The organism is Psychrobacillus sp. FSL W7-1493 (assembly GCF_038004905.1).
Taxonomy (GTDB): domain Bacteria; phylum Bacillota; class Bacilli; order Bacillales_A; family Planococcaceae; genus Psychrobacillus.
This window is the reverse complement of the sequence record NZ_JBBOSB010000001.1, coordinates 2,571,983-2,595,555: the sequence shown is the minus strand read 5'-3', so window position 1 is coordinate 2,595,555 and position 23,573 is coordinate 2,571,983. Positions and strand designations below refer to the sequence as shown.

Sequence of the window (23,573 nt, the reverse complement as noted above, 5' to 3'; positions counted from 1 at the left end):
AGTATATGCAAGTCCGCGATATATCCGTTTTAGCAGCAGTAATTTCTATTGTGGCTATGCTCGTGATACCTCTTCCTCATTGGTTATTGAGTTTTTTAATCATTGTTAATATTACTATTGCTCTTTTAATTTTAATGACGGCAATGAATATGCAAGAGGCATTACAATTTTCTGTCTTCCCAACATTATTATTATTAGTAACCTTATTTAGACTTGCGCTTAATGTTTCCACTACACGCGCGATTTTAGCTGAAGGGGATGCGGGGAAAGTAGTAGAAACGTTTGGAACATTTGTTACAGGTGGGAATATGTTAGTTGGGTTAGTAGTTTTTGCAATTTTAGTTATAATCCAATTTATCGTAATTACTAAGGGAGCTGAACGTGTATCAGAGGTTGCTGCCCGTTTTACCTTGGATGCTATGCCTGGTAAACAAATGAGTATTGACGCTGACTTAAATGCCGGAATGATTTCGGAGAAGGAAGCAAGAGAAAGACGTGAAAAGGTAAGTGGAGAAGCCGACTTTTATGGAGCAATGGATGGTGCAACCAAATTTGTAAAGGGTGATGCGATCGCTGGTATTATTATCGTAATTATTAACTTACTATTTGGTATTATCATCGGTGTAGTTCAGTTTGGACTACCTTTTGGTGAGGCTGCAGTTTTATTCTCCACAATGACTGTTGGGGATGGACTTGTGTCCCAGATTCCGGCTCTGCTAATATCGACTGCTACAGGTATTGTAGTTACAAGAGCTGCATCTAAAGGTAATTTAGGTGGAGATATTACAGGTCAGTTATTAAATCAGCCTAAGCTACTTTATGTAGCAGCTGCCACAATCGCACTTCTTGGAATCGTAACACCTATTGGAGTGATTCTTACTTTTCCTATCTCGGCTATTTTAGTTATTGGGGCTTACATGATGGGTAAAACAGAAAAAGAGGATCCGGAAGAGCTAGAGGAGTTCCAGGAGGAAGCAGCTACAGATAATATGAAGAGCCCTGAGAATGTTATTAACCTATTAAATGTAGATCCTATAGAATTTGAATTTGGCTATGGACTAATTCCACTTGTTGATACAGCACAAGGCGGAGATTTACTTGATCGTGTAGTAATGATTCGCAGACAGCTGGCGTTAGAGCTCGGTATAGTAATTCCTGTCGTACGTATACGAGATAATATTCAGCTACAGCCAAATGAGTACCGCATCAAAATAAAAGGGAATGAAATGGCTCGAGGAGAATTGCTGTTAGATCACTATCTTGCTATGAGCCCTGGAGACGATGATACGATTGAAGGGATTGATACTATTGAACCTTCTTTTGGATTGCCGGCTAAATGGATAACTGAGGCGGTCAAGGAAGAAGCAGAGATTATGGGATATACAGTCGTAGACCCACCTAGCGTTGTTTCTACTCATATGACAGAAATTATCAGAAACCATGCCCATGAGTTACTTGGTAGACAAGAGACGAAGCAGCTCATTGATCATATTCGTGAAACATCTCCAATTCTAGTGGACGAATTGACTCCAACTCCAATGACAATAGGAGAGATTCAAAAGGTACTAGGAAACTTACTAAGAGAGCATGTTTCAATCAGAAACTTGCCAATTATTTTCGAAACACTTGCAGATTATTCAAAAATGACATCCGATGTCGATATATTAACTGAATACACTAGACAAGCTTTAGCAAAACAAATAACATCTCAATATGCTGGGAACAGTAATACACTTAAAGTTTTAACGGTGTCTGGTAAGGTAGAGAAAATGGTTGCTGATAGTATTCAACAAACTGAGCATGGTAACTACCTTTCAATTGATCCTACTGATTCGCAAGCTATATTGGAATCTATGGCGAGAGAGGTGGAACGAGCTTCTCTGATGGAGCAGTCTCCGATAATATTATGTTCACCAGCAGTAAGAATGTACTTAAGACAAATGACCGAAAGATATTTCCCTCAAATACCGATTCTTTCGTATAACGAACTAGAATCATCTATTGAGGTACAAAGCGTTGGGGTGGTGAATGTTGAATGAAAATGAAAAAATATATCGCAGCCACTATGCCTGAAGCAATGAAGGCTATTCGAAAGGAATTAGGAGACGAAGCAGTAATTCTCAGTTCTAAGGTTGTATACTCAAAGGGTTTTCTAGGAATGTTTAAAAAGAAATCTATTGAGGTTTTAGCTGGAATGGATAGTATAGAGCTTTCAAATAAAGCAGCAAATTTACCGACTGTGCAACTTGATCCTGATTCTAATCAAACTTTAGAGATAAAAAAAGAATTAGAAGATATAAAGAATATGGTTAAATCGATTCAACGTCCACAGTTGGAACAACAATATTCGGAAGAACTTCATACACTTATTCATCACCTTAAGCAACAGGAACTAACAGAGGAGCTTATCACGCGAGTAAGTGATGAGCTTTTTGTGCATGGTAAAAAAACGATTGAAGAACAATTACACTTCACAAAAAACTATTTAAATAATATCCTTAGTGACCTTTCATTTGGAGGAATCTCCTACGAAAGAAAATTTATTAATGTGCTAGGGCCCACGGGTGTTGGTAAAACAACGACAATTGCAAAAATGGCGGCCCGTGCAGTTCTTGAAAAGAAGAAAAAAGTAGGTTTTATCACAACCGATACTTACCGCATTGCTGCAATAGAACAATTAAAAACATATGCAGGTCTTTTACAGGCACCTATCGAAATTGTCTACAGTCAAAAAGACTTCCAACAAGCTGTTCATCAATTTGAGAAGTTGGACCTGGTCTTTATCGATACAGCAGGTAGAAACTATAAAGAAGTTAAATTTGTAGAGGACTTACAAAAGTTAATCGATTTTAAGGACAACACGGAAACTTTTCTTGTTCTCTCTTCTACCTCTAAAGAAAGAGATATGGAAATAATAATAGAGCAATTTACAGATTTTCCAATTGAAAAATTGATATTTACTAAAATCGATGAAACAAATTCTATTGGCTCAATGATTAATTTAATGGTTAAATATAACAAGGGACTTGCTTACTATACAGATGGGCAAGAAGTACCGGAAGATATTGTAGAGGCTAGTCAAGATGGAATAGTCGAGTTGCTATTAAAGGGGATTCATAATGAGAGATCAAGCTGAGGAATTACGATTGAGAATGCTTCGCAATCATAGTCAGTTAGGCCGTTCTATTGCAGTAGTTAGCGGAAAGGGGGGCGTAGGGAAAAGTAATTTTTCTACAAACTTCACATCGATGCTTAGTGCGCAAGGGAAAAAAGTGGTCTTAATCGATATGGACATTGGAATGGGTAATATTCACATTTTACTTGGAAAATCGGCGCCTCATAACTTAAAAGATTATTTAGTGGGAGAAAAATTATTAGAAAGTGTCATGTTTGATGGACCAAACGGACTGAAATATATATCTGGAGGTTCAGGACTAAATGGAGTCTTAGAGTGGTCGGACAGTATGTTTGAAAGGCTAATTGAAGCGTTTGAATTCCTTCAAAAGTCCTATGATTATATTATATTCGATATGGGTGCTGGGGCCACATCTCAAACATTAGACCTGTTAGTTGCATTAGATGACATTATCGTCATAACAACGGCAGAGCCTACATCAATCACTGATGCCTACTCTATGATGAAATATATATATCTTAAAGATCCACAGAAAAGCTTCTTTCTTTTATGCAATCGAGCTTTTTCAAAAGAAGAAGGAGAAGATACGACGGCTAGATTGAAGTTGGCTATGTCCAAATTCCTTTCAAAGGATGTGGTTGTTCTAGGGAGCTTACCAGAGGATCCCACAGTACGTAAAGCAGTCCAACAGCAAGTACCTTTTTCCATTTTGTATCCGCAAAGTGAAATCTCTAAAAAGCTTTCCTCTATTGTTAGCAAGTTTACAGAAGAGCAGTTGGAAGCAGTTCCTTCTAATCCGAGTAAGTTTATTGATAAATTGAAAAGCTTATTTAAAGGAGGCGGTAAGTAGGATGGGACCAAAGAAAAAATTACTTATCGTGGATGATTCAGCTTTTATGCGTAAATTAATCGGGGACTTCTTTAAGGAAAGCAAAACAATTGAAGTAGTTGGTATAGCCCGAAATGGATCAGATGCCCTTAGAAAAATTAAAACACTACGTCCTGATGTTATTACGATGGATGTAGAAATGCCAGAGATGAATGGAATAGAAGCCCTAAAACAAATAATGATTGATTCGCCTGTTCCAATCATTATGCTTTCTAGTACTACTCAACGGGGTACGGAAAGTACTTTACTAGCTATGGAATATGGTGCAGTAGACTTTGTAGCTAAACCTAGTGGCACCATATCTTTAGATTTACATAAGATTAAAGATGAATTAGTTGAAAAAGTAGAACATGCTTCAAGAATCACTATAAGTAAATTAAAAAAAGTACAACTACCAACAAGAGAAGAGCCAAAGGTAGCGATGAACCAATCTGTTACACATAGGCTGCTAAACAAAAAAAAGATGGTATTGATCGGTACTTCTACAGGGGGACCACGAGCTTTACAAGAAGTTCTACCCAATTTACCAGGGAATTTAAAGGCTCCTGTTCTAATTGTCCAGCATATGCCTCCTGGATTTACTAAATCACTTGCGGAACGTTTAAACCAACTATCCGAGATAGAGGTAAAGGAAGCAAGTGAAGGAGATATTATTCGGAATGGACATGCGTATATAGCTCCAGGTGGATATCATATGCGCATAAAAAAAGTAGGAACCGCTTATACGATAAAACTGGATGATGTAGAGCCTCCTAGAGGAGGACATAGACCGTCTGTGGACGTTCTATTGGAAGACAATAGCAGCTATAATGACTTTGATAAAATCGTAATCATTATGACTGGTATGGGTTCGGACGGCTCTAAAGGCCTGAAGCGGTTAGTTGAGGCTGGTAAAGTAGTAACAATTGCCGAATCCTCGAATACATGTATTGTTTATGGCATGCCTAAAGCAGCGGTAGAAACAAAATTAGTGAACGAAGTGGTAGATTTAGAGAGAATTGCAAACACAATCACACGGTATTTACCTTAAAGGGGAGTTAAGTTCATGGATATCAATCAATATTTAGAGATGTTTATAGAAGAAAGTAAGGAGCATTTACAGGCTTGTAATGATCATTTACTAGAACTAGAGAAAAATCCCCAGGATCTTTCTATTGTTAATGAAGTTTTTCGTTCTGCTCATACATTAAAAGGGATGTCTGCAACAATGGGGTACGAGGACATAGCTAATCTTACTCATAAGATGGAGAACGTTCTAGACGAAATTCGAAATAGCCGTTTAAATGTTACTCCAGAGCTTCTTGACGTAGTTTTCGTAGCGGTGGACCAGCTAGAAGAAATGGTCTTTAACATTGCTGAAGGTGGAGATGGAAAACTGAATGTAGAAGAGACTGTAAGAAAGCTTCATATGATTGAAACCGGAGAAATAGAAGTTGCTGCTACTGTTGTAAATAATGTTTCTTCAACCTCGCTAGAAAATTATTTAACTTATGACGATTATGAAATGACTGTCATACAGCAATCTGCAGAACAAAATTATTTTTCATATGAGATATCTATCAAACTTCGAGAAGATTGCTTGCTTAAAGCTGCCCGCGTGTATATGGTTTTTGAGCTACTTGAAAAAATGGGAGATGTTATTAAATCTTCTCCTTCCGTTGAAAAGCTCGAAGATGAGGATTTTGATGAGCAGTTCTATGTAGCCTTCGTTACGACGGAGACGCAAGCTGATGTACAGAAGAAGCTGATGAAAGTATCAGAGGTTACGGAAGTAATCGTAAACACGGTTAGTCTGGAACAATTAAAGAAACGACAAAATGAAGCCTTTGAAAAAGAAGGAAGCACTGTCATAGAACTACAGACAGTAGAGAAACCAACAACAGAAGTGAAAGCTTCCGGAGATAAACAAGTAGCTACAAAGAATAACCAGACCCACGGCAACAAAACAATCCGGGTTAACATCGAGAGATTAGATATTTTAATGAACTTGTTTGAAGAGTTAGTAATTGATAGAGGTAGGCTTCAATCGATTTCTGAAAACCTCCATGATAGTGAATTAGAGGAAACTGTAGAACGTATGGCAAGAATTACGGGTGATTTACAGAATATTATTCTCACAATGCGTATGGTACCAGTAGATACAGTATTCAATAGATTTCCTAAAATGGTTAGACAGCTGGCAAGAGACTTGAACAAAAAGATTAATCTACAAGTTATCGGTGCTGACACAGAGTTAGATCGTACGGTAATAGATGAAATTGGAGATCCACTTGTTCATCTTATTAGAAACTCTTTAGATCACGGCATTGAAAGTCCTGAAATTCGAAAAGCAAAAGGTAAACCGGAAGAGGGTACTGTTATACTTCGAGCTTATCATAGTGGTAATCACGTCTTTATTGAAATTGAGGACGATGGTGCAGGGATTAGTCGTGAAAGAGTATTGAAAAAAGCAATAGCTAAAAACATTGTTACACCAGAGGCCGCAACGGTAATGAGTGATAAACAGGTTGCGGAGTTAATATTATCATCTGGTTTTTCGACGGCGGAAGTTATTTCTGATGTATCAGGACGTGGCGTAGGTCTTGATGTAGTAAAAACAACGATTGAATCATTGGGAGGATCTATTGAGATTTCTTCTACTGAAGGACAAGGGTCCTTGTTTTCTATTCAGTTACCTTTAACGCTGTCTATTATTTCAGTCATGTTAGTGGAACTAGGAGAAGAAATTTTCGCTGTCCCTCTTTCTTCTATTATTGAGACCGCAATCATTCGTTCTTCCGACATTTTAAATGCTCACAATCAGAAGGTCATCGATTTCCGTGGCAAAGTTGTGCCGCTTGTATTCTTAGAAGAAGTATTTGAAGTTCCTCATGAGCGTCTAGAGGAAGAATTTCATTCCGTAGTGCTTGTAAGAAAAGGAGATAAAATGGCTGGCTTAGTTGTTGATTCATTTATTGGCCAACAAGAGATTGTATTAAAAACTCTTGGAGCATACTTGTCTAGTGTATTTGCTATTTCAGGAGCAACTATTCTAGGAAATGGGAAAGTAGCCTTAATAATTGATTGTAACGCTTTAATAAGGTAGGGGGAAAAATAATGACAGAGGCTTTAGAAATAGAAAACTTAAAAGTAGTTGTTTTTCAATTAGCGGACAAAGAATACGTAATACCAGTAAGCCAAGTACAAGGAATTGAGAAACTGATTCATATAACGAGAGTTCCCAAGACTCCTTCTTTTGTAAAGGGTGTCATTAATTTACGTGGTGTAGTTACACCTATTATCGATTTAAAAAGCCGATTTGGTTTAGGTGAGAGCAATTTAAATGATTCATCTCGAATTATTATTATTTCTTTAGAAGATATGAATGTAGGGGTAATTGTAGACTCTGCAAATGATGTATTAGATATTTCGAAGGATTCCATTGAACCACAGCCGGAAGTAGTTGGAGGATTAGAACAAGACTTTATAGCAGGTGTTACTAAAATTGACAAGCGTCTATTAATATTACTGCATCTAGATTTAGTTTTAAATCCTATTAAGACAGGAGCTTAGTCTAATGTTTGAAAAGCAAATTACTTCCGTCCATCTGGATGTCCTACGAGAAATTGGGAATATTGGAGCAGCTCATGCTGCTACTGCACTGTCCATGCTATTAAACAAAAAAATAGATATGAATGTTCCTAAGGTAGAAATGGTGACCTTCGATGAAATGATGGAGCTAGCTGGCGGGGCAGAAAGTGTTGTGGCAGGAATATATCTTCGAATTGCAGGAGATGTCAATGGGAGTATGTTCTTTGTATTACCTGTGGAGCAAGCAAATCAATTTATTCGAAGATTAGTTCAAGATGACCAAATAGATTTTGAAAAGGCTCAAGTAACTGAGATTGGCGCGTCTGCTCTTCAAGAACTAGGTAACATATTATCTGGCTCTTATTTATCGGCTCTCTCTGATTTTACAAAGCTAAATATATATCCATCTGTTCCTGCATTGTGTGTAGATATGGTAGGAGCAATCATCAGTTTTGGTCTTGTAGAGCTTTCACAAATAAGTGATTATGTTATTGTCATTGATACAGCTATTAATGAAGAAGAAATGGAAAATGGAAAAAGTGTCCACGGACATTTCTTCTTACTTCCAGATCCAGAATCATTTCAGACGATCTTTCAAGCCTTAGGAGTAGAATAATATGATTGAACAAGCTCAAATGGCAGCGGTGGTGAAGGTAGGAATTGCTGATATGAACATTGTAAAGGCTCCTCAAATTATAAGGACCACAGGCTTGGGGTCTTGTGTTGGAGTAGTTTTATATGATGATAAATCTCAGATAGCTGGTATGGTTCATATAATGCTTCCTAACTCTTCTTTAGGTAGAGGTGAAAACATTAATACGGCCAAGTTTGCTGATACGGGTATTCAAGCGCTTATTAACCTCTTAAAGCAAGAAGGGGTAAGTAGTGATAGACTACGAGCTAAAATAGCTGGCGGTGCACAAATGTTTCAATTTTCGTCCAGTAGAGACACGATGAGAATAGGTCCTAGAAACGTAGAAGCAGTAAAAGAATATTTAAAAAAATACTCCATCCGAATAATTTCAGAAGATACTGGAGGGAATAGCGGGAGAACAATTGAGTTTGATCCTCTGACCAAGCTGTTAAATGTACGGACGGTTAACCAAGGGGTGAAAAATATTTAATGGTTGGAACGATTATGTCTAATTTTTGGATAGCGTTGCTAACATTTAGCATTCTTTTTCTCTTCTCTTACCCATTTATAGAAGGGGCAATTATTCTTATACCGATTATTTTGTGGGCTATCCTATCTTTTTTTATAACTTTTGGGGGTCGTGCAATTTTATCTTATGTACTAGACGATAGAATGAAAAAATTAGAAGTCGAGGTACCTTTTACCCAGGAAAGTTCTCAAACAACGGTTGTCGGTTCAAAAGAATATGCTGAAATTATAAAAGATATGATAAATGAGGAATCTTAAGTGGGGGGCGATTTTTCTTCGTCTCCCCTTTTTATACGAAATTTTGGTATAATATCCATAAATAATAGAATGCAATGTCGAAAGGAGGATATTTGTGTCAAAACAAAACTTGACAGAGGAGCAGCTCCTTTGGAGAAGATGGACTGAAAGCAAGGATCCTCAAGCGGGCGATTTACTTCTAAAGAAATATACTCCACTAGTTACGTATCATGTTCAACGGATAGGTGCGGGTATACCTCAAAATGTTTCGAGAGATGAGCTCAAGAGCCTTGGTATGATGGGCTTATTTGATGCATTAAATAAGTTTGATCCTTCTAGAGATTTGAAGTTTGATACATATGCATCCTTCCGGGTAAGAGGAGCTATAATAGATGGGCTAAGAAAAGAAGACTGGCTCCCTAGATCATCTCGTGAAAAAGCTAAAAAACTGGATCAGAAAATAGAAGAATTAGAGCAAAAACTAATGCGACATGCGACACCAGAAGAACTGGCCGATTTTGCAGAAATACCTTTAGAGGATGTATATCAGACTGTTCAAGAACACTTCTTTTCTAATGTTTTGTCTATAGATGAACAATTACATGATCAGGATGAAATGGATAGCAAATCTTTTGTAATCCGAGACGATACACAAACTACGCCTGAACAAAAGCTGGTAAAGGACGAGCTAATTAATGACCTTGTCAATCAAATCCAACACTTAAATGAAAATGAGCAATTAGTATTAAGTTTATTTTATACAGAAGAATTAACTCTCACTGTTATCGGGGAGATGCTCGGCTTATCTACCTCGAGAATATCTCAAATACATTCTAAGGCACTTTTTAAGCTTCGGAAGCTATTAGTAAATGAAATGATGAACACCTAAAGTGTGGAGGGCTGACAGATGAGTCTTAAAGGTTTGGAATTACAAATAGCTATCCCAAAGACTGTGGATGCAGGGAAAATGGCTGATCAGATGCAGCAGCAAAGCCTAGTTAACCAAGCCAACGCCCAAGCTGCGACAGAAAGGCAAATAGAAAAGAACAGAGAAACTGTTATAAAATCTAATCATATAGAAGCAGACGCAAAGGGAAACCAACAGGAGCAGGATGAGCAAGAGAAGAAAGATAGAAAAAAAGGACAAGAGAACAACAGTATAAAGCATCCTTTTAAAGGGAACTTTGTGGACTATAATGGATAGGAGAAAAAATGACAACAATTATTATAATAGCACTGTTTCTTCTCCAAATTATTAGCTTTTATTTCATTGCATTATTAAATATGAAATTATCAAAATATAAAGATTTGGAAGACAGACAAGAACAAACTATGAAAGAAATAGAAGATTCATTTAGTGCTTATCTAGCAGACATGAAGGATGAAAATGATCGCCTTCTATATGAATTAAAGGAAAACAGTTTTGTTCCTCCTCTAAAGGAACATGCTTCCGCACAAGAAGAAGTTTCTACTACTATAAAAAATGATATAGATCCGTCCTTTGTGCTTTCAAGGCCACTCGTATCCAAACATAAGGTAGCAAATAGCTATGTCCAGGCTGCTAGTTTGCCAGAAAAAAAACAGCCAGTTACGATGAAAGAGAAGGTACTATATTATAGTGAAGAAGGAAAAAGTCCAATGGAAATAGCCAAATTGCTTCAAATAGGAAAGACGGAAGTAGAACTTTTCTTAAAGTTTAAGTAATAAATAGTTGAAAGTATAAAATAACTATGGTATATTACAATACGGTATGAATACACACGCATTACGGATGAACTTGGCAGGTGCTCTAGAAATAGAGTAGCCAATGACAGATGATGGATGCGGAAGACTAAACCAAACCAGGAGGAAATAAAATGTCAGTAATCTCTATGAAACAACTACTTGAGGCCGGTGTACACTTCGGTCATCAAACTCGCCGTTGGAATCCAAAAATGAAAAAATACATTTTTGTTGAACGTAACGGAATCTATATCATCGATCTTCAAAAAACGGTGAAAAAATTAGAAGAAGCTTATGATTTCATGCGCCAAGTAGGTCAAGATGGCGGGAAAGTTCTTTTCGTTGGAACTAAAAAACAAGCTCAAGAAGCTATTAAAGAAGAAGCTGAACGTTCAGGTAACTACTACATCAACCAACGTTGGTTAGGTGGTACTTTAACAAACTTCGGTACTATTCAAAAACGTGTTGCACGCTTAAAAGCAATCGAAAAAATGGAAGAAGACGGTACTTTCGCTGTACTTCCTAAAAAAGAAGTTGTTCAACTTAAAAAACAACACGAACGTCTAGTTAAATTCTTAGGCGGTATCCGTGATATGAAAGCTGTTCCAGATGTAATGTTCGTAGTTGACCCACGTAAAGAGCGTATTGCAGTAGCAGAAGCTCGTAAATTGAACATTCCATTAGTTGGAATTGTTGATACTAACTGTGATCCAGATGAAATCGACTATGTAATCCCTGCAAATGACGATGCAATCCGCGCAGTAAAATTATTAACTGCTAAAATGGCGGATGCATTACTTGAAGCAAGACAAGGTGAAGATGCAGAAGTAGCTTCAGCTGAAGTTGCTGCTGAGTAAGACACATGTAAGTACAGGTGATAAGCGGCCAAACCACTTATCACCTTTTTTTGAGAAACGAACATGATTCGTACTAGGAGGAATTTATAATGGCAGTTACAGCACAAATGGTAAAAGAATTGCGTGAAAAAACTGGCGCAGGTATGATGGATTGTAAAAAAGCTTTAGTTGAAACAGACGGAAACCTAGAAGCAGCAATTGACTTCTTACGTGAAAAAGGTCTTTCTTCTGCAGCTAAAAAAGCTGACCGTATCGCAGCTGAAGGTACAACTTACATCCAAATCGCTGGAAACAAAGCTGTATTATTAGAAATGAATGCAGAAACGGATTTCGTTGCTAAAAACGAAGGATTCCAAACATTAGTTAAAGACGTAGCTTCTCACTTATTAGCTACTGAACCTGCTTCAGTGGAAGAAGCATTAGCTTCTAACATTCAAGAAGGCGTTACAGTTGAAAATGCTATTTCTAATGCAGTAGCAAAAATCGGAGAAAAAATTACTCTACGTCGTTTTGTTATTGAAACAAAAACAGATGCAGATGCTTTTGGACCGTACCTACACATGGGTGGACGCATTGGTGTTCTAACTGTTCTTGAAGGATCTACTGATGATCAAGCAGCTAAAGATGTTGCTATGCACATCGCAGCTTTAAGCCCATCATATATCTCTCGTGATGAAGTATCTGCTGAAGAAGTAGAGCATGAGCGTAAAATTTTAACTGAACAAGCATTAAACGAAGGTAAACCTGAAAATATCGTTGCAAAAATGGTAGAAGGTCGCCTTGGTAAATACTTTGAAGAAGTGTGTTTATTAGACCAATCTTTCGTTAAAAATCCAGACCAAAAAGTACGTGCTTTTGTTGAATCAACTGGTGGTAAACTAGTTTCATTCACTCGCTATGCTGTTGGTGAAGGAATCGAAAAACGTGAAGACAACTTTGCTGAAGAAGTAATGAGCCAAGTTAAAGGAAATAACTAATAATAAGAACTTTAAGTTCTTATTTTATAGAAAAACTCTAGGGAGCACGTAATTTGTGTTCCCTATTTTTCAAGAAAAGAGATGGAGGATATCTATGAGCACACCATATAAAAGAATCGTTTTAAAACTAAGTGGCGAAGCATTAGCTGGAGAAAAAGGATTCGGATTGTCACCTGAAATTATCAAATCAGTAGCTGAGCAAGTGAAAGAGGTAGTGGATCTTGGTGTAGAGGTTGCTGTTGTAGTTGGTGGAGGCAATATCTGGAGAGGTAAAATTGGAAGTGAGATGGGTATGGACCGTGCGAACGCTGACTATATGGGCATGTTAGCTACGGTAATGAATTCATTGGCACTACAAGATTCTCTAGAGCAATGTGGAGTTGAAACTCGTGTACAGTCTTCCATTGAAATGCGTCAAGTGGCAGAACCGTACATAAGAAGAAGAGCTATTCGTCATTTGGAGAAAAAACGTGTAGTAATCTTTGCAGCGGGAACAGGAAATCCATACTTCTCGACTGATACTACAGCAGCCTTAAGAGCGGCAGAAATTGAAGCAGATGTAATCTTAATGGCTAAAAATAATGTAGATGGTGTGTATTCTGCTGATCCTAAGACGGATAAAACAGCAGTGAAATATGATGAATTGTCTTTCTTGGAAGTAATTCAACAAGGTCTGCAAGTAATGGACTCAACAGCGTCCACGCTATGTATGGACAATGATATTGCACTTATTGTATTCTCAATTATGGAGAACGGAAATATTAAAAAGGCTGTCCTAGGTGAATCTATCGGTACAGTCGTTAGGAGGAATTCATAATGCCGAAACAAGTAATAGAGCAAACAAAAGATAAAATGGCTAAAACTATTCAAGTGTATACAAGAGAATTGGCTTCTATCCGTGCTGGTCGTGCAAGTGCAGCATTATTAGACAAAATAACTGTTGATTATTACGGTGCTCCAACTCCAATTAACCAAATGGCTGGTATTTCAACACCTGAAGCACGTTTACTAACGATTCAGCCATATGATAAATCCATTTTAGGAGATATCGAAAAAGCGATTATGAAGTCAGATTTAGGGATTACGCCAACGAACGATGGTAACCTAATTCGTATCGCTATTCCTGCACTTACAGAGGAACGTCGTAAAGACTTAGTGAAACAAGTGAAAAAAGAAGCAGAAGAAGCTAAAGTAAATATTCGTAACGTACGTCGTGATGGAAATGACGACTTGAAAAAGTTGGAGAAAGCTGGAGAAATCACAGAAGATGATTTAAGAAGCTATACTGAAGAAATTCAAAAAATCACAGATGCAAATATTGAAAAAATTGATGCAATCACGAAAGACAAAGAAAAAGAAATTCTAGAAGTTTAAGTGCTTCTAGCCAGTCTTACAGTTGAACTTTTATTCGAGGAAGGCGTCCTTTTAGTAGGACGCCTTTTTATATTCGTCTTTATTTGTTATGATAAGATATATGCTTCGAGAAGGTTTAAAGTGGAGGTTAATGCATGCTAAAAAAACTTATTCGTAAAAATGATCAAGCGATAAGTAATAATTTAAATGATCGGGTGGAAAATGCCCAGAAAGAACAATTGCCAGACCATATAGCCATCATTATGGATGGAAACGGCAGGTGGGCAAAAAAAAGAGCGCTACCGAGAATCGCAGGTCATCATGAAGGAATGCAAACAGTTAAGAAAATAACGAGGTTTGCAAACGAAATCGGAGTAAAAACGCTTACTTTATATGCATTTTCAACGGAAAACTGGAAAAGACCAAAAGTCGAAGTTGAATTTTTAATGCGTTTGCCAGAGGAATTTCTCAACACGTACTTACCTGAATTGATTGAACAAAATGTTCAAGTACGAATGATGGGTAATATTGAACTACTACCAGAGCATACTAAAAAGGCAGTAACTAAGGCTATGGAAAAAACAGCAAATAATAATGGCCTAATATTAAATTTTGCTTTAAATTACGGAAGTAGAGATGAAATTGTTCAAGCTATAAAGAAAATAGCTACTGATGTACAAAAAGGAAACATGGCAGTAGAAGATATATCAGAAAGTAAGTTCAATGATTATCTAATGACAAAGGACCTGACCGAACCGGACTTACTCATTAGAACAAGTGGAGAGGTTAGATTAAGTAACTTTATGCTTTGGCAGCTTGCTTATACTGAATTTTGGTTTACAGACACATTATGGCCTGACTTTGATGAAGGCTGTTTACTAGATGCGATTGAAACTTTTCAAAAACGTAATAGAAGATATGGTGGAATTAAGGAGGAAGAAACAAATTGAAAACAAGAATCATCACGGGTGCGGTGGCTTTAGCGCTCTTTCTTCCTATTGTTCTCCTAGGAGGACCTGTGTTTACTGTTCTAATTTATGCGATTGCTGCAATAGGATTATATGAAATATTAAAAATGAAGGGTATAAGCTTAATCAGTTTTCCAGGTATTATATCAATTCTTCTTTTATTCTTACTATTATTCCCTTCCGTATATACAGAGAAAATAGTTAATCTTACGGGTCACACGAAGCTGGAATGGATATTCGTAGCGGTATTTATTTTACTAATATTTACGGTATTAACGAAAAATAAATTTACATTCGAAAATGCATCGTTTGTGCTATTAAGTACGTTATATGTTGGGATTGGCTTTTATTACTTTATTGAAACACGAGCAATAGAAGGTGGTTTGGCGTATGTCATTTTTGCCTTATTAATCGTTTGGACCACGGATTCTGGAGCTTATTTTACAGGGAGAAAGTTAGGTAAACGTAAGCTTTGGCCAGAAATATCTCCAAATAAGACGGTTGAAGGTTTTGTTGGGGGTATAGTTTGGGCAATAGTAACAGCACTAATTATCCAATGGATCAGCCCGCTTACATCTTCATACATAATATTGATAGGGATTACAATCGTAGCCTCTATATTCGGGCAACTTGGGGATTTAGTAGAGTCAGGTATTAAAAGACATTTTAATGTAAAAGATTCAGGTAATCTTCTTCCTGGGCATGGTGGTATATTAGACCGTTTCGACAGTCTTCTTTTTGTCTTGCCATTATTGCATTTTTTACATTTTATATAAGGGAGACGACATTATTTCATGAGTAAAAGAATAAGTTTATTAGGTGCAACAGGTTCTATCGGGATACAAACATTAGATATAATAAGGGAGCATCCAAATAGATTTCAATTAGTTGCATTTTCTGTTGGTAAAAATATAGAAGAAACAAAAAAGATTCTAAAAGAGTTCAAGGTAGAGGTTGTGTCTGTCCAAAAAGAGGAGGATGCTATTTTACTTCAACATGAGTTTCCAAAAGTAGAAGTTGTTTTTGGCGATGAAGGTTTAATACAAGTGGCTGCTCATACGAAAGCAGATGTTCTAGTGAACGCTGTTCTAGGAAGCGTAGGTTTAAGACCTACTTTAGAAGCGATTAATAAAGGTATTACTATAGCGATCGCTAATAAAGAAACATTAGTTACTGCTGGTCATTTAGTAATGCAGGCCGCTAAAGAACATAATGTGCCGATATTACCCGTGGATAGCGAGCATTCAGCACTTTTTCAAGCAATGAATGGAGAGAAAAAATCCGAAGTATCTAAACTAATCATTACTGCATCAGGTGGTAGCTTTAGAGACCGTACACGCGAGGATTTAAAAAACGTCACTGTAAAAGAAGCATTGAACCATCCAAACTGGTCGATGGGTTCTAAGATTACAATTGACTCAGCAACGATGATGAACAAAGGCCTTGAAGTAATTGAAGCGCACGTTCTTTTTGATATCTCTTATGATGACATTGAGGTTTTATTGCATAGAGAAAGCATCATACACTCCATGATTGAATTCAAAGATACCAGTGTGATAGCTCAACTCGGAACACCGGACATGCGAGTGCCAATCCAATATGCCTTGTCATATCCAGATCGATTGGAGCGTTCAAATGCTCAACGATTAAATTTAGCTGAAATTGGAAAGCTTCATTTTCAAGAGATGGATTATAAGAGATACCATGCCTTAAAACTTGCGATAGACGCTGGCCGAGCAGGAGGTACAATGACGACTGTCTTGAATGCTGCTAACGAAGCTGCAGTAAGTTTATTTTTACAAGAAAAAATTAAATTCCTAGAAATTGACGAATTAATCGAACGGGCAATGGACGAGCACTCTAATATTTCTTCACCAGATTTAGATTCGATATTATTTGTTGATAGCCAAACGAGAAAAACTGTTCAAAACATGGTAAAATAATGTATTGAGGAAAGATAAGCAGGAGAAAAAGGTGGGGTATAATGGAAACAGCCATTGCGTTTATAATCATATTTGGAAGTATTGTTTTTTTTCATGAGCTAGGGCATTTTATTTTTGCCAAAAGAGCTGGAATAATGGTTCGAGAGTTTGCTATTGGCTTTGGGCCTAAAATATTTGGTATGACTAAAGGCGAAACTCTATACACAATCCGTTTATTACCAATGGGTGGTTACGTACGGATGGCTGGAGAAGATTTAGATTCTGTTGAATTGCAGCCTGGTTATCGTCTAGGTATTCGCGTAAACAAGGATAACAAAATCGATCAAATCGTACTTAACCAAAATAAACAGTTTCCGGATATGCTCTTTTTAGAAGTAGAAAAATCAGATTTGATGAAGGACATGTATATTGAAGGCTATGATGAGGAAGAGCGTTTAGTTCGTTATCAAGTGGCAAGAAACGCGGTTATTATTGAGAATAATACAGAAACATTTATAGCCCCTTACGATCGACAATTTGGTTCAAAAACAGTTGGACAACGTGCTCTAACGATTTTTGCGGGACCTTTGTTTAACTTTATATTAGCTTTCTTTATATTTTTAGCTCTAGGACTGATACAAGGTATTCCAACTAATGAGCCTATTATTACGACAGTAGTGGATGATAGCCCAGCTGAAATGGCAGGCATGAAAGACGGCGATTTAGTCAAAGAAATAGACGGAGTGCAAATTACAGAATGGGAGCAGCTATCAAATGCTGTGAGAGAAAGTGCGAATGAGCCGCTGACTTTCGTCGTAGAACGAGATGGTATGACGGAAGAATTGATGATTACCCCAATAGAAGTATCTACAAAAGAAGGGAAAGTCACACAAATCGGCGTCATGTATTCGAGTCCTTTAGAGAAAAATCCAATCGGAGCAATAGCCTTTGGAGCTGAACAAACCTATCAGATGACGAAACAAATATTTACTATTTTAGGTACATTAATAACTGGATCGTTTAGTATAGATGACTTGTCTGGTCCTGTGGGCATATATCAAGCAACAGATACAGTAGCACAATTAGGAGTATTTAACCTTATGTACTGGGCGGCAGCGTTAAGTATAAACTTAGGGATTATGAATTTGTTACCACTACCTGCACTAGATGGTGGTAGATTATTGTTCTTCTTATTTGAAGCGGTAAGAGGAAAGCCAATTGATAAACAGAAGGAAGGAATGGTTCATTTCGTCGGGATCATGCTCCTCATGGTATTAATGGTAGTAGTTACCTGGAATGATATACAAAGATTCTTCCTATAAAGGAACTTGGTGAATAATGGGTAATCTATTTGTATAAAGATTTGATAGAATATGTTAGAGAGGAAGTTCGAGTAGCTGAACTTCCTTTCTTTTTCTGTTAATGGTTCAGTTTTATCTATAATAAAGTTTAATATGCTTAAAGTAGTGTTGATTCCGCTTTTGGCGGAGCTTTCCGCGGGGTGAGCCATAACCCATCGCTTACGCGCGTGGGTGTGATGTCTTATCTGTCTCACTCATCCCGCCGGAGTCGCCGCCTACCGCTACAATCAACACGGAGAAAGTAATCTGGTTTAAGTAGTAAGGTACTTTTTATAAAAGAAACTCAATTAAGAAAAAGAATAAATAATAAAATCTAAATGCAATTCAAAGGAAATAGAAATGATTTCCGCTCTCCCGAAATGCTTTTTCGTTGGGGTACCATACCAATCGTTAATGTATAGGATGTCTTATAGAATAATCTCATTCAACATAACAAATAAAATATATAGAATAACTTTTAAAATAAGGGGGGATAGGTAATATGCAAGATGGCAAAATGAGAATGCACCTATTGTTGCAACAGCTAGAGTTGACTGAAGACACTGTTGTTAAGCATTTTGAGAATGCTTCTATTACAAGATTTACAGTTCATAAAAAACAAAGACAATGGCATTTTCAAATCAATATAGCTGCCGTTCTTCCTATCGATGTCTATAACCAATTCCAAACAAGATTAGAAGAAAAATTTCAAGGGATTGCCACAATATATTTAGAAATCAATTGTGAACATCCAGAAGTAACAGAATCGCTCATAAAAGCTTATTGGACAAGTGTGCTTAAAGAATTGAGCGACATGGCTCCTCCTTTAAAAGATTGCCTACTTGGTCAAGAGCCAGAGTGGAACGGCCAGATGATTCAGCTAACATGCGGACAAGAATTACAACAACGCACCTTTAAAAAGAAATATATTGATCAAATTGCAAGTGTATATGAGAGCTTTGGTTTTCCTAAACTTGCGATAGATTTTAAGTTAGTCGAGGATACAGAAGCTTTAGCTGAAGCACAGGTAGCCTTTTTAGAACAACGAAGAATGGAAGAAGAGCAACTCGGGAAAAAGGCTTTAGAAGATATGCAAAAGAGAGACTCTCGTCAGGATAGTAGTGAAGCCAGCGAGGATGGTCCATTCCAGCTAGGTACTCCACTGAAAAAAGAAGAGGCAAGTGTGGAGATACGTTCTATCCAAGATGAAGAGCGTCGTGTAACAATAGAAGGCTTTGTGTTTGATGTCGAGGTGAAAGAGCTAAGAAGTGGTAGATCTCTATTGACGGCTAAGGTCACTGACTACACAGATTCTATTCTCGTAAAAATGTTCTCTCGCGACAAAGAAGACGCTGGAATGATGGAGCGCCTTAAAAAAGGAATGTGGATAAAGGTAAGAGGATCGGTTCAAAATGATACATTTGTGCGTGATTTAATCATTATGGCTCAAGATATGTGTGAGATTAACCCTGTACTAAGATATGATACTGCAAAAGAAAAAAGAGTCGAGTTACATATGCACACTCCGATGAGTCAAATGGATGCAGTTTCTTCTGTATCGGCGTTAGTTTCTCAAGCAGCAAAGTGGGGCCACCAGGCAGTAGCCATAACGGACCATGCGAATGTGCAATCATTTCCGGAAGCTTATGCTGCTGGTAAGAAGAATGGGATTAAAATTTTATATGGACTTGAAGCTAATCTAATTCATGACGGTGTTCCAATAGCTTATGACGAGCAGCATATCCCACTTGAGGATGCGATTTATATAGTTTTTGACGTAGAAACAACCGGTTTATCCGCCACATATGACAAAATCATTGAGCTTGCTGCAGTTAAAATGCAAAATGGCAATATTATAGATAAGTTTGAAAGATTTGCGAATCCACATCATGCTTTATCAGCTACAACAATTGAGCTTACAGGTATCACAGATGATATGGTTCGCAATGCACCAGAAATAGAAGACGTTATACGGGATTTTCATGAGTTTATTGGAGACGGCATAATTGTTGCCCATAACGCATCGTTTGATATGGGCTTTTTATACGAGGGGTATAGAAAGTGTGGCATTGATCACTTTGATCATCCAGTAATTGATACGTTAGAGCTGGCTAGGTTTTTACATCCAGAGATGAAAACACATAAACTAGGTACTCTAGCCAAAAAGTTCAATATTGAATTAACACAGGCCCACCGAGCAATCTTTGACTGTGAAGCAACTGGCTATTTACTTCTTCACCTACTAAAAGAAGCTGAAGAAAAGGATATCCATTATCATGATGACTTTAACAAGCACATCGGCCAAGGTGATTCTTTCAAAAGAGCTAGACCATCTCACTGCACAATTTTAGCTGTTAATGATGAGGGGCTTAAAAATCTATTTAAGCTAGTGTCATTGTCACATACAACAACTTTCTATCGAGTTCCACGTATTAAGCGTTCAGTACTACAAAAGCATAGAGCTGGATTGATCATTGGCTCTGGCTGCGATAGAGGTGAGGTATTTGAGGGACTCATGCAAAAGCCGTTAGAAAAGGTTGAGGAGATTGCGAGTTTCTATGATTATCTGGAGGTTCATCCGAAAGAAGTCTATGCTCATTTAATAGAAATGGAACTAGTAAGAGATGAGTGGAATCTAGAAGATATTATTCGTAAATTAATTAAAGTAGGGAAAAAGCTGGGAAAACCAGTAGTAGCGACTGGTAACGTACATTATTTACATGAGAATGATGCGATGTTCCGGAAAATCCTTGTGAATTCTCAAGGGGGGGCAAACCCGCTTAATAGGCATGAGCTTCCTAAGGTACATTTTAGAACGACAAATGAAATGCTTGATGCTTTCTCGTTCTTAGGGGAAGAGCTAGCAAAAGAGATAGTTATAACAAACCCTAATAAAATTGCGGACTCAATTGAAGACATAAAACCGATTAAAGACGATTTATATACTCCAAAAATTGAAGGTGCGGATGAAGAGGTTAGAGAATTGACCTATACAAAAGCAAAAGAAATTTATGGAGAGAATATACCTGAGCTTGTGGAAGCTCGAATAGAAAAAGAACTTACTTCAATTATCGGACATGGTTTTGCCGTTATCTATCTGATATCTCATAAGCTTGTAAAAAAATCTTTAGATGATGGTTACTTAGTTGGTTCCCGTGGTTCTGTCGGTTCCTCACTAGTAGCAACTTTAATGGAAATAACAGAGGTCAATCCTATGCCTCCTCATTATGTCTGCCCAAAATGTAAGCATTCGGTGTTCTTCCAAGATGGCTCAGTCGGCTCTGGATTCGATTTACCAAATGCCAGCTGTGAAAAATGTGATACTCCTTATGTAAAAGAAGGACAAGATATCCCATTCGAAACATTCTTAGGATTTAAAGGCGATAAGGTACCAGATATCGACTTAAACTTCAGTGGAGAATATCAGCCAATCGCACATAATTATACGAAGGAACTGTTTGGAGAAGAATATGTATTTAGAGCGGGAACGATAGGAACTGTTGCAGAGAAAACTGCCTACGGGTACGTCAGAGGCTACATGAATGATAACAATATAAATTTACGTGGAGCTGAAATCGATCGCCTCGTTCAAGGATGTACAGGAGTAAAACGAACTACAGGGCAACATCCCGGCGGTATTATCGTTGTACCTGACTATATGGATATTTATGATTTTTCACCAATTCAGTTCCCAGCAGATGCTCAAGATTCTGAATGGAAAACGACACACTTTGACTTCCATTCCATTCACGATAATCTACTTAAGCTGGATATATTAGGACACGATGATCCAACGGTCATTCGTATGCTCCAAGATTTATCTGGAATTGATCCTAAAACAATTCCAACAGATGATCCTGAAGTGATGAAAATATTTAGTGGGCCAGAGTCACTTGGTGTCACAGCAGAACAAATCGATTGTAAAACTGGAACCCTCGGTATCCCAGAATTTGGGACCCGTTTCGTAAGACAAATGCTTGAAGAAACAAAGCCATCTACTTTTTCCGAGCTTGTTCAGATTTCCGGACTGTCCCATGGGACGGATGTTTGGTTAGGCAATGCTCAAGAGCTTATACAAGCAGGCACCTGTCAGCTTTCTGATGTAATCGGTTGTCGTGACGACATTATGGTCTATTTGATTTATCAGGGACTTGAGCCATCACTTGCGTTTAAAATTATGGAATCTGTACGTAAAGGGAAAGGTTTAACGCCTGAGTTTGAAGCAGAGATGAAATCGAAAGGTGTAGCCAACTGGTATATTGAATCGTGTAAAAAGATTAAATACATGTTCCCAAAAGCGCATGCCTCTGCCTATGTTTTAATGGCTGTTCGTATTGCATATTTTAAAGTTCATTTCCCAATACTATATTATGCGGCATATTTTACTGTACGAGCGTCAGACTTTGATTTGATCTCTATTGTAAATGGCTCTCATACGATAAGAGCTAAGTTAGATGAGATTAATGCTAAGGGATTAGAAGCATCTAACAAAGAAAAAAGTTTAGCTACAGTGCTAGAGCTTTCCCTAGAAATGTCAGAGCGTGGCATTAAGATGCAAAAGATTGATCTTTATAAATCCAAAGCGCATGAGTTTACTATAGAAGGTAATACATTAATACCACCTTTTGATGCAGTGCCAGGGTTAGGGACAAATGTAGCAGTTCAAATTGTTAATGCTCGCAAAAATGGTGAATTTCTCTCTAAAGAGGATTTACAGCAAAGAGGAAAAGTATCCAAAACAATCATTGATTATTTAGATGCAATGGGTTGCCTAGAAGGGCTTCCTGAAGCAAATCAGCTTTCGTTGTTTTAGTCACTAATTTGCAAACAAACCTATGGTATGGTAAGATAAATCTACCAATGTTTCATAGTTCTGTGACGAAAGAGTGGGATTTCCCGCTCTTTTCTGTTGTTATATAGAAAATCACGGTTTTGTAAGGAGGCCTTTATGAGTAATATAACTAGTAAAATGGAAGAGCTTGTTTTACCGATTTTACAAGAAATGAACTTAGAGCTCGTTGATATTGAATATGTAAAAGAAGGTCGCGATTGGTTTTTACGTGTGTATGTCGATACACCAACTGGTGGAATCGATATTGAACAATGTGCACAAGTAAGCAACAAACTAAGCGAAAAGCTGGACGAAGAAGATCCTATTAAGGAAAATTACTTTTTAGAAGTTTCCTCTCCAGGGGCAGAGCGTCCATTGAAAAAAGAAGCTGATTTTATTGCAGCTGTAGGGAAATATGTTTTTATTAAAACTTATGAGCAGATTAATGGTGCAAAAGAGTTTGAAGGAACATTACTTTCTTATACTGCAGAAGAAGGCGCTTTAATAGAAATTCGCATCAAAACAAGAAGAGTAAAAATTCAAATTGAAAAAGAGAAAATTGCGCTAGCTCGTTTAGCAATCGATTTCTCTGCATAATGTATATTGAGG

Annotated in this window: 22 protein-coding genes; all 22 read left to right on the top strand. The window is 37.4% G+C overall.

Features of this window, described 5'->3' with window-relative positions:
- The first annotated feature begins 5 nt into the window (after positions 1-5).
- The 22 genes from flhA to rimP all read left to right on the top strand — a co-directional run bounded on the left by flhA (position 6) and on the right by rimP (position 23,561).
- Complete coding sequence (flhA, locus tag MKX96_RS13210) at positions 6-2,039, top strand: flagellar biosynthesis protein FlhA (protein ID WP_340884026.1); 2,034 nt, start codon at positions 6-8, stop codon at positions 2,037-2,039.
- Positions 2,036-3,136 (top strand): flagellar biosynthesis protein FlhF, encoded by a 1,101-nt coding sequence (gene flhF, locus MKX96_RS13205; protein WP_340884024.1) that lies wholly within the window; start codon positions 2,036-2,038, stop codon positions 3,134-3,136. Before flhA ends, flhF begins: the two co-directional genes overlap by 4 nt.
- On the top strand, positions 3,120-3,986 hold the full coding sequence (locus MKX96_RS13200) for a MinD/ParA family protein (protein WP_340884021.1): 867 nt from the start codon (positions 3,120-3,122) through the stop codon (positions 3,984-3,986). Before flhF ends, MKX96_RS13200 begins: the two co-directional genes overlap by 17 nt.
- Position 3,987: 1 nt before the next feature.
- Positions 3,988-5,055, top strand: a complete 1,068-nt coding sequence (locus MKX96_RS13195; protein WP_340884018.1) for a protein-glutamate methylesterase/protein-glutamine glutaminase — start codon at positions 3,988-3,990, stop codon at positions 5,053-5,055.
- 15 nt (positions 5,056-5,070) lie between these two features.
- Positions 5,071-7,110: a chemotaxis protein CheA gene (locus tag MKX96_RS13190; protein ID WP_340884015.1), complete on the top strand. Its 2,040-nt coding sequence runs from the start codon at positions 5,071-5,073 to the stop codon at positions 7,108-7,110.
- Positions 7,111-7,121: 11 nt separating this feature from the next.
- On the top strand, positions 7,122-7,577 hold the full coding sequence (locus MKX96_RS13185) for a chemotaxis protein CheW (RefSeq protein ID WP_340884013.1): 456 nt from the start codon (positions 7,122-7,124) through the stop codon (positions 7,575-7,577).
- Between the two features lie 4 nt (positions 7,578-7,581).
- Positions 7,582-8,211 (top strand): chemotaxis protein CheC, encoded by a 630-nt coding sequence (locus MKX96_RS13180; protein ID WP_169358614.1) that lies wholly within the window; start codon positions 7,582-7,584, stop codon positions 8,209-8,211.
- Position 8,212: 1 nt separating this feature from the next.
- On the top strand, positions 8,213-8,719 hold the full coding sequence (locus tag MKX96_RS13175) for a chemotaxis protein CheD (protein ID WP_340884010.1): 507 nt from the start codon (positions 8,213-8,215) through the stop codon (positions 8,717-8,719).
- Positions 8,719-9,015: a hypothetical protein gene (locus MKX96_RS13170; RefSeq protein WP_340884009.1), complete on the top strand. Its 297-nt coding sequence runs from the start codon at positions 8,719-8,721 to the stop codon at positions 9,013-9,015. Before MKX96_RS13175 ends, MKX96_RS13170 begins: the two co-directional genes overlap by 1 nt.
- A gap of 94 nt (positions 9,016-9,109) precedes the next feature.
- Positions 9,110-9,883: a FliA/WhiG family RNA polymerase sigma factor gene (locus tag MKX96_RS13165; RefSeq protein ID WP_169358616.1), complete on the top strand. Its 774-nt coding sequence runs from the start codon at positions 9,110-9,112 to the stop codon at positions 9,881-9,883.
- An 18-nt stretch (positions 9,884-9,901) separates the two neighbouring features.
- The gene (locus MKX96_RS13160; RefSeq protein ID WP_169358617.1) at positions 9,902-10,198 is read left to right on the top strand and encodes an RNA polymerase subunit sigma; all 297 of its coding nucleotides are present in this window, start codon (positions 9,902-9,904) and stop codon (positions 10,196-10,198) included.
- 8 nt (positions 10,199-10,206) lie between these two features.
- Positions 10,207-10,698: a DUF6115 domain-containing protein gene (locus MKX96_RS13155; RefSeq protein WP_251552893.1), complete on the top strand. Its 492-nt coding sequence runs from the start codon at positions 10,207-10,209 to the stop codon at positions 10,696-10,698.
- Between the two features lie 152 nt (positions 10,699-10,850).
- Positions 10,851-11,573: a 30S ribosomal protein S2 gene (rpsB, locus tag MKX96_RS13150; RefSeq protein WP_169358619.1), complete on the top strand. Its 723-nt coding sequence runs from the start codon at positions 10,851-10,853 to the stop codon at positions 11,571-11,573.
- An 89-nt stretch (positions 11,574-11,662) separates the two neighbouring features.
- Positions 11,663-12,550, top strand: coding sequence for a translation elongation factor Ts (tsf, locus tag MKX96_RS13145; RefSeq protein WP_340884003.1), 888 nt, complete (start codon positions 11,663-11,665; stop codon positions 12,548-12,550).
- A 94-nt stretch (positions 12,551-12,644) separates the two neighbouring features.
- On the top strand, positions 12,645-13,367 hold the full coding sequence (gene pyrH / locus MKX96_RS13140; protein ID WP_169358621.1) for a UMP kinase: 723 nt from the start codon (positions 12,645-12,647) through the stop codon (positions 13,365-13,367).
- The gene (gene frr, locus MKX96_RS13135; protein ID WP_169358622.1) at positions 13,367-13,924 is read left to right on the top strand and encodes a ribosome recycling factor; all 558 of its coding nucleotides are present in this window, start codon (positions 13,367-13,369) and stop codon (positions 13,922-13,924) included. Before pyrH ends, frr begins: the two co-directional genes overlap by 1 nt.
- Positions 13,925-14,058: 134 nt before the next feature.
- Positions 14,059-14,853, top strand: coding sequence for an isoprenyl transferase (locus MKX96_RS13130; protein WP_340883998.1), 795 nt, complete (start codon positions 14,059-14,061; stop codon positions 14,851-14,853).
- Positions 14,850-15,647, top strand: a complete 798-nt coding sequence (locus tag MKX96_RS13125) for a phosphatidate cytidylyltransferase (protein ID WP_340883994.1) — start codon at positions 14,850-14,852, stop codon at positions 15,645-15,647. Before MKX96_RS13130 ends, MKX96_RS13125 begins: the two co-directional genes overlap by 4 nt.
- Before the next feature lie 18 nt (positions 15,648-15,665).
- On the top strand, positions 15,666-16,814 hold the full coding sequence (locus MKX96_RS13120) for a 1-deoxy-D-xylulose-5-phosphate reductoisomerase (RefSeq protein WP_340883990.1): 1,149 nt from the start codon (positions 15,666-15,668) through the stop codon (positions 16,812-16,814).
- A gap of 41 nt (positions 16,815-16,855) precedes the next feature.
- Positions 16,856-18,115 (top strand): RIP metalloprotease RseP, encoded by a 1,260-nt coding sequence (gene rseP / locus MKX96_RS13115; RefSeq protein ID WP_340883988.1) that lies wholly within the window; start codon positions 16,856-16,858, stop codon positions 18,113-18,115.
- 511 nt (positions 18,116-18,626) lie between these two features.
- The gene (locus MKX96_RS13110; RefSeq protein WP_340886037.1) at positions 18,627-22,946 is read left to right on the top strand and encodes a PolC-type DNA polymerase III; all 4,320 of its coding nucleotides are present in this window, start codon (positions 18,627-18,629) and stop codon (positions 22,944-22,946) included.
- Positions 22,947-23,081: 135 nt separating this feature from the next.
- A complete protein-coding gene (rimP, locus tag MKX96_RS13105) occupies positions 23,082-23,561 on the top strand; it encodes a ribosome maturation factor RimP (protein ID WP_169358627.1) in 480 nt (159 codons plus the stop codon).
- The last annotated feature ends 12 nt before the right edge of the window (positions 23,562-23,573 follow it).